At 63.0% G+C, this 13869-nt stretch carries 17 protein-coding genes; 8 read left to right on the plus strand and 9 right to left on the minus strand.

The window, feature by feature from the left end:
* The first annotated feature begins 24 nt into the window (after positions 1 to 24).
* Positions 25 to 1023 (plus strand): deoxyhypusine synthase, encoded by a 999-nt coding sequence (locus GN153_RS08475; RefSeq protein ID WP_159901675.1) that lies wholly within the window; start codon positions 25 to 27, stop codon positions 1021 to 1023.
* A gap of 3 nt (positions 1024 to 1026) precedes the next feature.
* Here GN153_RS08475 and GN153_RS08480 read toward each other — a convergent pair whose 3' ends face one another.
* From GN153_RS08480 to GN153_RS08500, 6 genes are all read right to left on the minus strand, one after another.
* Entirely contained in the window at positions 1027 to 2508 is a 1482-nt protein-coding gene (locus tag GN153_RS08480) for a hypothetical protein (protein ID WP_159901677.1), read from the minus strand.
* A gap of 345 nt (positions 2509 to 2853) precedes the next feature.
* Entirely contained in the window at positions 2854 to 3795 is a 942-nt protein-coding gene (locus GN153_RS08485) for a hypothetical protein (RefSeq protein WP_159901679.1), read from the minus strand.
* Positions 3796 to 4055: 260 nt separating this feature from the next.
* Positions 4056 to 4493, minus strand: a complete 438-nt coding sequence (locus GN153_RS08490; protein ID WP_201287832.1) for a hypothetical protein — start codon at positions 4491 to 4493, stop codon at positions 4056 to 4058.
* Positions 4494 to 4529: 36 nt separating this feature from the next.
* The gene (locus tag GN153_RS17800; protein WP_268893122.1) at positions 4530 to 4655 is read right to left on the minus strand and encodes a hypothetical protein; all 126 of its coding nucleotides are present in this window, start codon (positions 4653 to 4655) and stop codon (positions 4530 to 4532) included.
* 25 nt (positions 4656 to 4680) lie between these two features.
* Positions 4681 to 5616 (minus strand): tyrosine-type recombinase/integrase, encoded by a 936-nt coding sequence (locus tag GN153_RS08495; protein WP_159902242.1) that lies wholly within the window; start codon positions 5614 to 5616, stop codon positions 4681 to 4683.
* Positions 5606 to 6121: a hypothetical protein gene (locus GN153_RS08500; RefSeq protein WP_159901681.1), complete on the minus strand. Its 516-nt coding sequence runs from the start codon at positions 6119 to 6121 to the stop codon at positions 5606 to 5608. Before GN153_RS08500 ends, GN153_RS08495 begins: the two co-directional genes overlap by 11 nt.
* 242 nt (positions 6122 to 6363) lie before the next feature.
* On the opposite strand from GN153_RS08500, the gene GN153_RS08505 reads away from it, so the two are divergent.
* The 4 genes from GN153_RS08505 to GN153_RS08520 all read left to right on the plus strand — a co-directional run bounded on the left by GN153_RS08505 (position 6364) and on the right by GN153_RS08520 (position 7892).
* Entirely contained in the window at positions 6364 to 6588 is a 225-nt protein-coding gene (locus GN153_RS08505; RefSeq protein ID WP_159901683.1) for a DUF433 domain-containing protein, read from the plus strand.
* Complete coding sequence (locus GN153_RS08510; RefSeq protein WP_159901685.1) at positions 6585 to 6908, plus strand: DUF5615 family PIN-like protein; 324 nt, start codon at positions 6585 to 6587, stop codon at positions 6906 to 6908. Before GN153_RS08505 ends, GN153_RS08510 begins: the two co-directional genes overlap by 4 nt.
* Positions 6909 to 7173: 265 nt before the next feature.
* On the plus strand, positions 7174 to 7425 hold the full coding sequence (locus GN153_RS08515) for a hypothetical protein (protein WP_159901687.1): 252 nt from the start codon (positions 7174 to 7176) through the stop codon (positions 7423 to 7425).
* Positions 7422 to 7892 (plus strand): nucleic acid-binding protein, encoded by a 471-nt coding sequence (locus GN153_RS08520; RefSeq protein WP_159901689.1) that lies wholly within the window; start codon positions 7422 to 7424, stop codon positions 7890 to 7892. The genes GN153_RS08515 and GN153_RS08520 overlap by 4 nt, the downstream gene beginning before the upstream one ends.
* A gap of 319 nt (positions 7893 to 8211) precedes the next feature.
* Here the strand turns inward: GN153_RS08520 and GN153_RS08525 are convergent, their stop codons facing one another.
* Positions 8212 to 9093, minus strand: a complete 882-nt coding sequence (locus tag GN153_RS08525) for a hypothetical protein (protein WP_159901691.1) — start codon at positions 9091 to 9093, stop codon at positions 8212 to 8214.
* 306 nt (positions 9094 to 9399) lie between these two features.
* Here GN153_RS08525 and GN153_RS08530 point away from each other — a divergent pair, with 306 nt between their 5' ends.
* Both GN153_RS08530 and GN153_RS08535 read left to right on the plus strand, forming a co-directional pair.
* Positions 9400 to 10323, plus strand: a complete 924-nt coding sequence (locus GN153_RS08530) for a DMT family transporter (protein ID WP_159901693.1) — start codon at positions 9400 to 9402, stop codon at positions 10321 to 10323.
* A 191-nt stretch (positions 10324 to 10514) separates the two neighbouring features.
* Positions 10515 to 10709: a cold-shock protein gene (locus GN153_RS08535; RefSeq protein ID WP_159901695.1), complete on the plus strand. Its 195-nt coding sequence runs from the start codon at positions 10515 to 10517 to the stop codon at positions 10707 to 10709.
* 71 nt (positions 10710 to 10780) lie between these two features.
* Here GN153_RS08535 and GN153_RS08540 read toward each other — a convergent pair whose 3' ends face one another.
* Together GN153_RS08540 and GN153_RS08545 are read right to left on the minus strand one after the other, a co-directional pair.
* Positions 10781 to 11125 (minus strand): HalOD1 output domain-containing protein, encoded by a 345-nt coding sequence (locus GN153_RS08540; RefSeq protein ID WP_159901697.1) that lies wholly within the window; start codon positions 11123 to 11125, stop codon positions 10781 to 10783.
* Entirely contained in the window at positions 11112 to 11588 is a 477-nt protein-coding gene (locus tag GN153_RS08545) for an Lrp/AsnC family transcriptional regulator (RefSeq protein ID WP_159901699.1), read from the minus strand. The genes GN153_RS08540 and GN153_RS08545 overlap by 14 nt, the downstream gene beginning before the upstream one ends.
* A gap of 350 nt (positions 11589 to 11938) precedes the next feature.
* Between GN153_RS08545 and GN153_RS08550 the strand changes: the two genes are divergently transcribed.
* A complete protein-coding gene (locus tag GN153_RS08550) occupies positions 11939 to 13579 on the plus strand; it encodes a DUF7282 domain-containing protein (protein WP_159901701.1) in 1641 nt (546 codons plus the stop codon).
* Positions 13580 to 13869 lie beyond the last annotated feature (290 nt).

Here is a 13869-nt window from a genome sequence, read left to right on the forward strand (position 1 = left end):
CCGGCTCGCAGTCGATGCGGGGACATGAGCGAGGACAGCCGCGAGGCGTTCGACCACGACCCCGTGGCGCACGCGGAGGCGCGAGCGGGGATGACCGTCGGCGAACTCGCCGCGGAGTACGGCTCTGCCGGCTTCGGGGCGGGGGCGCTCCACGAGGCCGTCGACATCTACGCCGAGATGCTCGGCGACGGGGTGACGAACTTCGTCGGGCTGGCGGGCGCGATGGTCCCGGCGGGGATGCGCCGGCTCGTCGCCGACCTGGTCCGGGACGGGCACGTCGACGCCCTCGTGACGACGGGCGCGAACCTCACCCACGACACCATCGAGGCCATCGGCGGCCACCACCACCACGGCGAGGAGCCCCCGGAAGCCGAGCGCCGGGCCCACGACGAACAGCTCCGCGAGGAGGGCGTCGACCGCATCTACGACGTCTACCTCCCTCAGGAACACTTCACCGCCTTCGAGTCACACCTCCGCAGCGAGGTCTTCCCGGCCCTCGCGGAGGAGGGGACCGTGAGCATCCAGCGGCTGACCGAGGAGCTCGGGCGGGCGAACGCGGACACGAATGTCACAGAGGATATCGACGCCGGCCCCGGTATCGCGGCCGCGGCGTACGAGGCCGGCGTGCCGGTCTACTGTCCGGCCGTCCAGGACTCGGTGCTGGGGCTGCAGGCCTGGATGTACGGCCAGACCTCCGACTTTTCGCTCGATGCGCTGGCCGATATGGACCGGCTGACCGACCAGGCCTACCACGCCGAGGAGGCCGGGGCGCTGGTGGTCGGCGGCGGCGTGCCCAAGAACTTCGTGCTCCAGACGATGCTCGTCTCGCCCGATGCCTACGACTACGCGGTCCAGCTGACAATGGACCCGCCACAGACCGGCGGGCTCTCCGGGGCGACGCTCGACGAGGCCCGCTCGTGGGGGAAACTCGAGCGAGCGGCCCGGAACGTCTCCGTCTACGCCGACGCGACGATCACGCTCCCGCTTCTGGTCGCGGCGGCGCGGGAACGGGTCGGGGAGTAAGAGTCAGCGCCAGCCGGCCGGGATAGCCTCGGGCTGGCGGCGGTCGACGACGACGTAGACGGCCAGCAGGGCGACCCCGGCGGCGGCGACGACGAGGAAGTTCGTGTTCAGTCCCGAGAAGACCCCGTCGACGAGTGCCTGCGCGGTTTCGACGACGAACTCCTGGTCGGCGTCCGCGAGGGCGTCCCCGAGTTGCCGGTCGGCCTCGCCGCTCCCGACCGTCCCCGCGACGAACCCGAGCACCCCGGCCACGAGCAGGCTCGCGCCCACGGCGCGGGCGGCCTTGCTGACCGAGTGCGAGACGAGGAGGATCGAGAGCGCCAAGATTAGGGCCACGACCGGAAGGACGAGCCCGAGCGTGCTCACCAGCTGGACCGTCCCCCGTGCCTCGTCGACGGCCTGGCGCTGGTCGTCGGAGAGCTGTTCGGTGACGTCGATGGTGTCGTCGACCTGCCCGCCCACCTGCTCCTGGGCGTAGCGGGCGACGCTGCCGTAGAACTCGTCACGGGCGGCCTGCACGCGCTGGCGGAACTCCTCGTGGGAGAGGTCGCTGGTGAACCCGAGGATGAAGGTCGTCTCCAGCCGGAAAATGGAGTCCTGGAGGTACGGCGGGAGGTCGCTGACCTGCGGGCGGGTGTTGTCGACGACCGTCCGGTTGAGGTCCTCGCGGGTGGCGCCGGTCCGGTCGAGGGCCTGGCTGTACTCGTTCTGCAGTTCGCGGTAGGTCTCCGGGTCCTCGTAAGCGCGCGCGAGCCGGTCGGGGTCGACCTCGGCGCCCGGAAGCGAGAAGGCGCCGGCGAAGGCCTCCTGCTGGAGCAGGTCGGTCACCGGGACTTCCTGGAGTTGCTCCTCGACGGTCGGCTCGATGTTGTCGGTGACCGGTGTCGTGTCGACGGCCAGCACGAGGTCGGCCCGTTCGCCCTTGAGGTAGGCGTAGAAGCGTTCGAGGTTGGTCGAGATGACGTCGCTCACGTACTCCTCGGTCACCAGTTCCCGGACGGTCCCCTCGACGAGTCCGTCCGCGTTGGGGATGTAGTCGGCCCCGCCCAGCGAGCCAGCCTCTTCGATGATGACGTCCTCTGCCTGCACCTCGATCTCGGCGGTCGCGTCCGTCCCCTCGAGCGTGTTCGAGACGTAGTCGGCGTTCAGCGCCGTCCCCTGCGCGGCGAAGATGCCGCTCGTGGCGATGACGCTGACCGCCAGCAGGAACCCGAGGACGAAGACCCCGACCCGCCGGGCCGTCGAGGGACCCTCGTCGCCGGGCGGCCGGGTGCCGCCCGGGCCGCCGGGAGGGGCCGGTCCGCCGCCTCCCTCGGAACCACCGCCGCGGCGTTCCGTCCCGCTCTCGCGACCGGACTGTCGGCCCGGCCGGTCGCCAGACCGTGTCTGTGCCTCTGTTCGGCCGTCCCGTGGCTCCCCCTGACGGCCACCCCCATCAGCCACGACTCGGACGGCACCGCCGACTGACTGCTCGTCTGACGTCACGGATGTGCGAACCTGTAGGATACAACTACTTATGTCATCCGGCCGGGCCCGGAACCGTCTTCCGTGGCCGGCCGGTACCCCCGGCCGGCCGATGACGAACCGTGTGTTCCGAGCCGCATTCTCCCGCGGCGATGACGAACCCTATGAGTGCCGAGGTCTGCATCTCTTACCTAAGAGATGCATTCGTTATTGGACGAATGAACAGCAGAGCGTGGAGAACAGAGCTAATAAATTACAATTTCGCGTTCGATACGAGGTTTCAGTTTTTGTCCACACGTCGATCGATACGGTGAATCTCGGACGGATCAACGGAAAGGTGAGTCACAGTTGGCTGTTTTCACCCGGCTACTTCTTCCCTTGGCTTTTGAGGTGGTACTCCAATATCGTATCCATACCTGTGAGAAATTCCGTGACGTCGATGGATTCGATGGAATACTCATCCTCGAGTCGCTCTCTTCGTGTTTCCCACTCTGAGAGGAACCAATCAGCGATATCGGCCTCTTCGATAGCTGCGATAACCTCTTCCGGAGAGACCTCTGATTTCTCATCGACAAGCATTTGTGGGTCGAAAAGCCCCTCTTCTGCTGCTCGGATCACGACCCCTGACGACAGATCGCCTTCCTGAATCTCTCGTCGCCACGTACTTACCCAGTTGCCGATACGGGCCATCTGCTGGCACTCGTAGATCAATCCTCGGAGTCGACCCAAGTCGGTCGGATCGAACGAGGGCGAGTACGTCAAGTCTATATCGGCGTACGGGAACATGACCATGTTGTAACTCCCGAGGGCGTACGCTTCAGAGAGATTCGCCATCGTTGGCGTGTGGTTGACCAGAAATCCGTACCGCATCGACTGCAGAGCCTGACGGAGATCGAAGAGAAAGACGTCTTCGTATTCTCCATAGAGTGGATTTGCCTGGAGCGCTGTCTCGAACTCGTCCCACACGTCCCTTACGACGGAAAGATACTCGCTGTCGACGTTGGAGTGACCCGTCTCACTGCTGTACTGCTCGAACGGGATCTTTGCACCCTCTTCGAAGGTTTCCTTGTCGTGAATCTGGTCTGCCAGGTCATCCAGGAGCGTGATATACATCGTGAGTAGGGTTTTCTGCTCCCGCACCTCTCCCCCCTTATTGACAACAGAAGAAAGTCGGAAATTCGGCCATAGTGAATGCAACCATTTCCAGACATAGTCGTCTCGGATCCCGACATTTTCGTCATACTCGGCTTCTAATTGAATAACCGATTCCGGAAGAGATACCTCTCGAACCCCCAATTCACTATCCATCAGTATCCCATCAGCTCCAAATCATTACCAAGTATTTGTCCAGTGGCTATTAAATCCAGCCTTTTCGACAAAATCGGTCTATTCGATAGCACCAGCACCACTCCTTGACATCGTCGCTGAGAACGATTCCCTATTGAGTCGGAGTGGATTTCTTCCGGCCGATGCAGATCGAACGGGAAACAGCCCGCCGTGAACCGGCACGGGATCCGTTCGATTGGGTGGTATTGCGGCTATCCAACCGCTCTAAAAGTAGAGGTTTTTCAGTCGTCGGCCGGTGCAGCTCCGGTCGGCCCGCTTCCAGCAGTTGAAGAATCCTGGCTCAGAGTTGCGTACAGCATGATCAGCATGGACACTATGAGTGCTATTCCCCAAAGGAAGCCGGTGGGCATGAGGAAACCGAGGTCGAAGCCTTCTCCAAGCCAGACGATACCAGGAATACCCCACTGACCAGCGATGAACAAGGCCGTGACCGCGGTGCGAAGATTACCGGTGACTTCGAGTGCTGGTACAGCGAAGCCCATCACGATTGCGAGGATCGAGATTACTCCAAGGTGTGCGTGACCACCGATCATCCAGCCAGGACTCCCGTTGCCGCCGGCCAACAAGGTGAACTGGTACAGTCCGACAGCCATCATCGTTGCGAGCTCAAGGAACCCACTGGCTTTGAGCGCCTTTGTAATATACAGTGCAGGGAACATATTCGACCATGTTAAAAATTGATGATTAGATGACTATCATCCAGTAACTTCGATTTCTATCGAGCCCTCTTCACGGGCTTCTTTGACCTCTTCAGTCGTCAAAAAGACAGACGCACCAACGAGGTCACCATCCCTATTCTTCCATTCCATCAATTCGTGCATTTGGTAGATCGTTCACCTCCGGTATTTAGAGATTGAGGGGTTTGATACAGTCTAGATACTCCTTGCGAGCATCCTCTCGGTCGACTCGCGTGTAGATATCCATCGTTTCACTTGCCGCGTCACCACGGATGTACCGCAGTATGTGTTGCTTCATTCCTTGATTCCGCATCAGCGTTGTGAATACAGTTCGATAGGTGTGCGGCGTGAACTTCTTGTGAAATCTGTCCTCGCTGCGCTCCATCACACCTGCCTTGACGGTGGCATCCTTCACTGCCCGCTGCACCTGAGTCTTCGATACACGGTTCCCACGGATACTGAGGAACAAGTAGTCCGAATCGTCGTTCGATGGCCGGGTGAATTTGAACCGCTCAATGGTCTGGATCGTCTCCTCGTCTACCGGCACGACCGTCTGCTTGCCACCTTTCCGTTCTCGGAGACGAACGAATCCCTCGTCTAACATCAGGTCATCCATCTTCACTTCCAAGGCCTCGCTGACACGACAGCCGGTCTTGGCGAGGAGGACGGCGACCGTCTTGTTCCGTGGATCGGTCATCTCCCGGATTATCTTGGCACCGTTCTCCCAGGTCGCACAGTCGGGCCGTTTGCGGATCTTCTTCGGGATGTCCTCCAACACGACGGCAGCCGGATTCCCAGTAATGTCCTCGAATCGGGGCCGTTTCATCGTCCAGTCGTAGAACGCCGAGAGCGATTCGAGGTATCGTCGTTTCGTGTTCTGCGACAGGCCACGCTGGTCGAGCGTTACTACGTAGTCCTCGACGTGTCGCACCGTTACCTCGGACGGCGTGAGGTCCGGGAACTGCTCGTGGAAGAACTTCTTCAGTGTCCGGCTGTAGGAGTTGAGCGTCCGGTGGCTACAGCCGGTGCTCTGTTTCTTCCGGATGAACTCGTTGACCACGTCGTGTTTGTTCTCGTAGACCGTCTCGTACCAGTCATCGGCCATCGCCATCACCCCCGTCAGTGAGTCGCCAGCCGTGACCACGCTCGTACTCCACGCGCTCCTGCGAGGCCAGGAAGTAAAGTTCGTCCTCAACCGGCTTCCGGATCAAGTTGTCCAGCGCACCACTCTCCACGATGTCCTGCAGAATCTCGGGTAGCGTCTGGTACTCCGTGGAGAGGAACTGTTCGAGGAAGTCGATGTCGTCGATCTTCGTGGTTCCACTCTCCTTCTTCCGCTCTCGCTCCAGCTGCGTCTCCAGTTCCTCGATCCGTAATTTGAGTTCGGCTATCTCCTCCTCGCTCTGGTGGTGCGCGAGATACCCTTGCTGTCGATAGGCGCGGGCCTCCTGTACCAGTTCGTAGAGGTATTTGCTCGTGCTTCGGTAGCCCTTCTCCTCTGCTTCTTCATCCCACTCTTCCTTGTCGGGTTCTTTGCAGACGATCTGGGCGACCGTCGAGTCGGCTGCGAGGCCTGCGGTCTGTTTCCATTGGTCTTTGTCGTCGGACATACTGACACCTCTTGCGGACAGGAGAAGGCGGGAAAACCCGCTTCGCCTCCGTACACTCTGGAATTTACTATCAACTTTTTAATATCTTATCTATGTTGATATTCACCAGAGTGCCGAGGCCACCGGTTTTTGACGGTAGAACGAGTCTCTGGGGATATCTGGCTGTGGCCACGGTAGACAGAGGCCCCGGTCAGTTCGGCGTCGACCACGTTTTTATTACCGAGAGAGCGCGAAGGCCATCCATGAGCATCGTCCAAGACCCCGAGCACAGCGACGGTGCCCCGACCATCGAGGGCACTGGTATCCGGGTGAAAGACGTCGCGGTCGCGTACGAGCATAGCGGGTACGAGCCCGACGAGATTACCCAGCTGTACCCGGACCTCTCGCTCGGTGATGTCCACCGTGCCCTCGCGTACTATTACGACCATATCGACGACTTCAGATCCGCCGAATCTGCGACGGCATGAGGTCGCTGTACTGTGACGAGAGTATATGGATTCCAGTCGCGGACGGACTCCGCCGTCGTGGCTGGACCGTCTACACTGCTCGGGACGAGGGACGATTGGGCGACCCCGACCGGGAACACCTCTCGTATGCAGTCGAGAACGACTGGATACTGGTGACGTTCGACGACGACTTCCTCTCGCTCGTCGAAGGATCCGGATTCGAGCACGCTGGAATCATCTACGTTCAGCAGGCTGGCCGAGACATCGGGGACGTCGTGAAAACGGTCGACGCGCACCTCGAATCACGTCCTGAAGACGACCGCTGCATTCACTACTGCTGATATTCGACGGTACGACAAACCACGAGACCTAGACGCGGTAGCGGCCGCTAAATGTAGAATGACGGAACGAGGGGCCACTATAGACGCGCTAAACACATTCACTATGGATAGATTGTGAGTCGTGAGTGCAGAGGCCACTGGTTTTTGACGGAAGACGGCGTCTCTGGGGATATCTGGTTGTGGCCACGGTAGACATAGGCCCCGGTCAGATTCTCGTCGGGCAGGCAGACACGGATTTATGAACGTTGCCGAGCAACCACACTGTATGGCCGCCGAAATCTCGGACCGGGTACGAGAAATCGCGGAGGCACGCGGCCTTCCAGAGTCCGAGGTGTTCGAACGGGCACTGGAACGCGGTCTCGAAGACCTGTGGGAAGACCTCGTGCTCGCACAGTACCTCGACGGAGAACTCGACCGCGAGGGAGCGATCGAGCGCGTCGGTCGGACGAAAGTCGAGCGAGCTGAGCGCGAGCGTGAGGTGGTCGAGGATGACGTCGACTGGGGCCTGAACGCGTGACGCTTGCGGCCGTTTCAGATGCCGGACCACTCATTCACCTCGCCGAAACCGATTCACTCGAACTGCTCTCGGCGTTTGACACGCTCCTCGTTCCAGAGACGGTTTACGAGGAAGTCGAGGTCGGTGGTGTTCCGGACGAACTGGCTGACCTCTCGTACGAACTCGTCGAAGCCGATGAAAGCCGAGTCGAAGCCGAAGAACTGGACGCTGGGGAACGCGCCGCGATTGCGGTCGCAAAAGAGCGGGGAGTCGTTCTCTTGACCGATGACCTCGCCGCTCGAGAGGCGGCATCCAGCGCTGACATCGAAGTACGCGGTTCCATCGGCGTCATCGCGCTCGGTTACGGCCGCGGATTACTCGACAGAGACGAAGCGGCATCCCGTATGCGAGCACTCCAGCGTGAGACGAGCCTCTTTGTGACCGACGCAGTCGTGGAGCGAGGCATCCGGATGTTGGACGAGCAGTAATGGAACGAGCGCCCTCTATAGACGCGCTAAACACAGCCGCTATGGATAGATTGCGGGTCGTGAGTGCAGAGGCCACCGATTTTTGACAGCAGACGGCATCTCCCGCGGGGTCTCTCAGTGGTCGTGATAGCGCCCTCCATCTCGCCGAAGTTGATTCGTTCGAACTGCTCGCGACGTTTGATGCACTCCTCGCTCCAGAAAGGGGAGGTCCCGCTGAATTTTTATCGGCTGACAGTACTGGTGTGTGGATACAGCGGGTATCGCACGGTCCACCTGTCGGAGAGACGTCGGACGGTGTGCGCTGCGCGGGGACCCGCTTCTACGTCCCTGGACGGGCCTCTTCTGCAGCCTCCGCGGCGGCCACCACCGCCTCGACGCGGCGCTCCAGTGTCGAGTCGTCAAGCAGCAGGCCTCGCTGTTCGTGTGTCACCGTCGCCTCCGGGGTGTCCCCCTGACCCCCTTCTGCGGCGTCCAGCACTCCCTGTACGAGGCCGGTGCCGAGCCCGTCGGCATCCTCGAGCATCTCGCTCATCGCGTCGATCATCGTTCCCGCGGCATCCCCGACGCTGACGCCACCCTCGATGTCCGTCACTGCGCGCTCCACGCGTGGGGTGAGTAGCGCTTCTGCGCGCTCCGCCGAGAGGCCGCCCCACACCGCCAGCCCGTCCCGGACGGTCACTGTCTGGGTCTCACCCATCTCGGGAACGGCGGCCAGCGACTCCTCCTCCGGACCGATGTCAGGGGTCGCGCCGCCGGAGCGTCCGAGGTCGGTCAACTCCCCGTCCGGAGGGCCGACGATAGCGCTCCACTCGACCGGAGACTCGAGTTCCGTCTCGATGAGCGTGTAGGTCCGGCTCGAGCCGGAGTCCCCGCCGCCCCCGGTGCTTTCGGTGTAGGTGTGGACGCGAACCGGCCGGCCCTCCACCTCTCCGGTCAGGTCGTGCTTTGCGAAGACGTTGATGCCGCCCTCCGGCGTTAATCCCAGACCACGACCCATTCCTCGCCAGATCCGCGCGTTGATCACGCTGTTGAGCAGGACGGCGGCGAACAGGAGTGCGATGGCCCCGCCGAACGCGACCGGCGGCTCCACGGGCACCGCCGAGGAGGAGACGTACGGCTCGGCGACCCCGAAGCTCACAGCGGCGACACCGAACGCGATGATGACGATACTTCCGAGCAACAGACCTGAAGTGCGTGTCATCTGTCAGTATCAGGTCCGGTTTTCGGGAAGGGATAAAAAAAGTTAGGTGTGCGGATAGCGACAAATAGCCGGTCCCCGTGGATGGCTGCGGCATGTGAGCCCCGGGTTCAGCGCGTTCGGGGAATCATGTCAATTAGTGTGTATTTTCTGCACGAACGAGGACGACGGCGCCCCGGGCAGCGGGTACGGGACACGGGCGAGGACGTCGGTCGGGAAGGGCATAGAGTGGCCGTACTCCACAAAAAACTCGACCCGGGCGCGGATCGTATCGTTTAGGCCGGCGGGACCGCTCGCCCCGGCCGGGGAATGAGATTCCGGAACGCGCTGCTGTTTCTCGCGCTCGCGACCGCCTGGGGCAGCGCCTTCACCGCCATCAAAGCCGGCCTTGAATTCTTCCCGCCGGTGCTGTTCGCGGCCTTCCGGTACGACCTCGCGGGCGTGCTCGTCCTGGCGTACGCGGCCTACGCCACCGACCGGTGGCGACCCCGCGAGCGCGAGGAGTGGCTCTCCGTCGCCGTCGGCGGGGCGTTGCTGATCGCCGCCTACCACGCCTTCCTGTTCGTGGGCGAGCAGGGGACCACGAGTGGCGCGGCGGCGGTCGTCGTCAGCCTCTCGCCGGTGCTCACGACCGGATTCGCCCGCGCCTTTCTACCCGACGAGCGACTCACCGCGTTCGGTCTGCTCGGCCTGGGGCTGGGCTTTGCCGGCGTGGCCGTCCTGAGCGCGCCAGCCCCCGGCGACCTGCTGACTGCTCGGACCGTCTCGCTGTTTCTGGTGTTGCTCGCGGCGGCCTCGTTCGCGCTTGGCAGTGTCCTCACCCGGCGGATCGACGCCGGACTGCCCGTCGAGACGATGGAGGCGTGGTCGATGGTGATCGGCGCGGCTCTGATGCACGCCGCCAGCGTCGCAGTCGGGGAGTCGCCCGCCGCCGTCCGGTGGACGGGCGAGGCCGTTCTCGCACTGGGCTACCTGGTCGTCGTCGCCAGTGCGCTCGGCTTTCTGATCTACTTCGACCTGCTCGAGCGGCTCGGCCCCATCGAGATCAACCTCGTCTCCTACGCGGCGCCGGCCGTCGCGGTCCTGACCGGCCTCGTCTTTCTCGGGGAGGAGCCGACCGTCCACACCGCGGCCGGGTTCGCGCTCGTCCTCCTCGGGTTCGCACTGGTCAAGCGCCGGGAACTCCGCGAGGAGCTGGGCCGGCTCGACCCTGCCGGCGAGGTCCGGGAGTGAGTGACGCCGGAGCCGACGATCCGACGGACGGGCCGTTCCACGCGCCGGGACCACACGTCCGCCCACCGTTACCGGCTATTGTACTCCTATCAGAAATTTCCGAGTATTTTTCAACGTTTTTCAGATTAAGGACCGGATGCGATACGGATATCGGAACGGTTATCCGGTGACCACCCATCTGTCCATTCGCAATGGCAAACGGTAAGGTGGATTTCTTCCACGACACTGGCGGTTACGGTTTCATTTCGACTGAGGACGCGGACGATGACGTCTTCTTCCACATGGAGGATGTCGGCGGCCCGGACCTCGAAGAAGGACAGGATGTCGACTTCGACATCGAACAGGCCCCCAAGGGCCCCCGCGCGACGAACCTCGTCCGCAACTAGCGCTGACCCCGGTGCCCCACGGCACCCGGACGGCGGTTTTTTGTGCTGTATCCCCTCCAGTCAGGACTCTCTCACTCCCGCTCGCGCCGGTCGTGTTCGCCGCCGGTGTCGTGCACTTCGACGACCCCCTCGCTCCGGACCGACACCTCGTACCGGTCGTACGTGAACCGGACGAGTCCACGCTCCCCGTAGCGCCGCGCCGCCGCCTCCTCGAAGAGCCTGTCGAGCGCGTCCGTGTCTACTGCGTCGTACAGCGGCGGCAGGTCAGAGATGTCCCCCCCGTCGGCTTCGGTCAGGACGAGCATGACCGCCTCGCTCGGGGAGACGACGCTCCGGTCGTAGGTCGCCCGGTACGTCCCCCCTTCGGAGCCATCTGAACAGAACTCCACGGCGTCGCGGCGGTCAGGCCCCGTCACCCTCGACCACCCCCTGCCCGAAGTGGTCGTAGGGCTGGAGGTGGGCGCTTTTGATCACCTTCGAGTTGACCACGTCGAGGCCGAGGTCGCTGAGCTCGTCGTTGATGCGTGCCATGTCGTCGGTGTCGGTGCCGACGGCCTCGACCTGGATGTTGTCCTCGCCGTTCAACACCTCGTAGACGGCCACGACACCCTCGACCTCGCGTGCGTCCGTGGCCAGCTGTCCGCGGTCGGGGTTCGGGGCGCTACAGATGAAAAAGACGTGCAGCTGCAGCCCGGCCTTGTCGTAGTCCACGATCGGGTGATACCCCCTGATGACGCCGGTCCGCTCCATCTTCTTGATCCGGTTCCGCACCGTGCTCGCAGACATGCCGACCCGCTCCGCCATCTCGCTGGTCGTCGCCCCCCGGGCGTCGCGCTGGAGCATGTAGAGGATCGCCTTGTCGGTCCCGTCGAGGGTCATGCCGCCACAGACCACGGCACGGTACTTGTATTTTCGTTCTAATTCCGTATTAGATACAAATTTTGTAGCTATTTGTGTTATTTCTGTGAAATTAGTAACTCCGTCGCTTGTCGGCTGCGGCGACGCAGAGAGCCTGCGGACCGACCGCCGTCGGTCCAGAAATATCAGCTTATCGACCGACGGAGCGGGGCCAGTGCCAGGAGGTAGCGGTGCCGTGCTCGCCCGTGGCCCCGGAGGAGGGCCGGAAGCCGTGCGACTAAGCTCACGTTAGTGAACGGTTGGGTTCCCCTTCGGAACTGAACTGTCGGCTCGCTTTATGCAGACTCCAGCCGAGCGGTTCTCTGCCGAAAATGACACGACTCAAACTACTCGCGATCGCGCTTGTGCTCGTCGCGCTGGGCGGAGTCGCCACGCAGGCGACCGCCGTCCAGTCGCCGGCACTGGCACAGGCGGGCAATGGCGGAGGCATCGGCGGTGTCGGGAACCAGGGGGTGGCGGTCACCGGACTGACGGCTCCCGAGAGCGCCCCGCCGGGGGAGGAGGTAACGGTCACGGCGACGCTGAGCAACCCGACAGACGGGGTCCTGACCGAACGCGTCGAGTTCCGGTTCGGGGGTGACGTGGTCGACCGGAGTACGGTGACGCTTAACGCCGGCGAGACCACGACAGTGACCGGCTCGGTCAACACCACCGAGGTCGAACCCGGGGACTACGTCTACGCGGTCTTCACCGACAGCGGTGGAGCGGTCGGGCAGCTGACCGTCTCCGACTCGTTCACGCTCGACTCCCTCGAGGCACCCTCCACGGCGACTGTCGGTGACACCGTCACGGTGAACGCGACGGTCGCAAACCCCAACGAGTTCACCACGACCCAGGCGGTCGAGTTCCGGGTCGCAGGGATCCCCCTCGCCAGCCAGGACGTGACACTCGAGGCGGACAGTTCGACGACGGTCTCCTTCGAGCTCTCGACTGAGGGGCTGGACCCCGGCGAGTACATCCACGGCGCGTTCACGCGCGACCGGGGAGCGTTCGCGACACTGACACTCGAGACCCTCGCGGAGACGACAGCCTCCGTCACCTTCGAGGACCAGACCTCGGACGGGACGACCGTCACCGTCGCTGAGGTGACGATTCCCGAGGACGGCTACGTGGCGATCCACGACTCCTCGCTGCTCGACGGCGAGGTCGTGGGCAGCGTCATCGGCGTCTCCGAGTACCGGGAGGCCGGTACCTACGAGGACCTCAACGTCACGCTGTTCGACGTGCCGGGTGCCGAGTTCAACGAGACCGAACTGACCGAGAACGACACTCTGATCGCCATGCCCCACGAGGAGACGAATAACAACACCGTCTACGACTTCGTGGCGACCGACGGCATGGAGGACGGTCCCTTCGTCGCCGACGGCCAGCCGGTGACGGACTCGGCAGCCGTGACGGTCGCGCCGGGGCCGAACGTGACCGAGCCGAACGCGACCACCCAGGCCTCGGTCGTCTTCGAGAACCAGACCTCCGACGGCACGAGCGTCACGGTCGCCAACGCGACCCTCCCTGATGACGGCTACGTGGCGATCCACGACTCCTCGCTGCTCGACGGCGAGGTCGTTGGCAGCGTCGTCGGTGTCTCCGAGTACCTGGGGAACGGTACCTACGAGAACCTCACGGTCACGCTGTTCGACGTGCCGGGTGCGACGTTCAACGAAACGGTGCTCACCGAGAACGACACCCTGATCGCCATGCCCCACGAGGAGACGAATAACAACACCGTCTACGACTTCGTCGCGACGGACGGCATGGAAGACGGACCGTTCCTGGTCGACGGGGAGCCCGTCGTCGACTCCGGGCTGGTGACCGTGGCGGCTATGACTCCGCCGGCCGACAACGGAACCGCAGGGAACGGCACGGCCGGTGACGGAACTGCGGGCAACGGCACGGCAGGAAACGGAACTGCGGGCAACGGAACAGCGGGGAACGGTACAGCCGGCAACGGGTGACCGGAGAGACGTTCCGGGCGCCACCCTTCCGGACATCCCCATCCGAACTCTCGCGTCCCGTTTTTTGCGCTGCCCCGTTCGCCGAGTCACAACACCCGGGAAGGCTGAGACCACGCCCGCCGCGGGAGCGGAGTCGCCCTGGCCCTTGCACCAACTCTTCGACAGTGGCTCCGTGCCGGCGGACGACCTTCTCACGCGGACGACCTTCTCACGCACCATGCACGCCTTCGCGCGATCCCGAAGCGAGAGGTATGAAGCGAGAGGTGTCCTCGGCACCGAACGAACTGAGA

Origin of the sequence: Salinirussus salinus, assembly GCF_009831455.1 — an archaeon.
In the GTDB taxonomy this organism is placed as follows: Archaea; Halobacteriota; Halobacteria; order Halobacteriales; family Haloarculaceae; genus Salinirussus; species Salinirussus salinus.

What these genes read in the sequence shown, in the direction of transcription:
- GN153_RS08515 (WP_159901687.1), top strand. Translation starts at nt 7,174, where the DNA reads ATGGCCGCCGAAATCTCGGACCGGGTACGAGAAATCGCGGAGGCACGC.
- GN153_RS08505 (WP_159901683.1), top strand. Translation starts at nt 6,364, where the DNA reads ATGAGCATCGTCCAAGACCCCGAGCACAGCGACGGTGCCCCGACCATC.
- GN153_RS08510 (WP_159901685.1), top strand. Translation starts at nt 6,585, where the DNA reads ATGAGGTCGCTGTACTGTGACGAGAGTATATGGATTCCAGTCGCGGAC.
- GN153_RS08500 (WP_159901681.1), bottom strand. Translation starts at nt 6,121, where the DNA reads ATGTCCGACGACAAAGACCAATGGAAACAGACCGCAGGCCTCGCAGCC.
- GN153_RS08485 (WP_159901679.1), bottom strand. Translation starts at nt 3,795, where the DNA reads ATGGATAGTGAATTGGGGGTTCGAGAGGTATCTCTTCCGGAATCGGTT.
- GN153_RS17800 (WP_268893122.1), bottom strand. Translation starts at nt 4,655, where the DNA reads ATGCACGAATTGATGGAATGGAAGAATAGGGATGGTGACCTCGTTGGT.
- GN153_RS08525 (WP_159901691.1), bottom strand. Translation starts at nt 9,093, where the DNA reads ATGACACGCACTTCAGGTCTGTTGCTCGGAAGTATCGTCATCATCGCG.
- GN153_RS08530 (WP_159901693.1), top strand. Translation starts at nt 9,400, where the DNA reads ATGAGATTCCGGAACGCGCTGCTGTTTCTCGCGCTCGCGACCGCCTGG.
- GN153_RS08475 (WP_159901675.1), top strand. Translation starts at nt 25, where the DNA reads ATGAGCGAGGACAGCCGCGAGGCGTTCGACCACGACCCCGTGGCGCAC.
- GN153_RS08535 (WP_159901695.1), top strand. Translation starts at nt 10,515, where the DNA reads ATGGCAAACGGTAAGGTGGATTTCTTCCACGACACTGGCGGTTACGGT.
- GN153_RS08545 (WP_159901699.1), bottom strand. Translation starts at nt 11,588, where the DNA reads ATGACCCTCGACGGGACCGACAAGGCGATCCTCTACATGCTCCAGCGC.
- GN153_RS08550 (WP_159901701.1), top strand. Translation starts at nt 11,939, where the DNA reads ATGACACGACTCAAACTACTCGCGATCGCGCTTGTGCTCGTCGCGCTG.
- GN153_RS08495 (WP_159902242.1), bottom strand. Translation starts at nt 5,616, where the DNA reads ATGGCCGATGACTGGTACGAGACGGTCTACGAGAACAAACACGACGTG.
- GN153_RS08490 (WP_201287832.1), bottom strand. Translation starts at nt 4,493, where the DNA reads ATGTTCCCTGCACTGTATATTACAAAGGCGCTCAAAGCCAGTGGGTTC.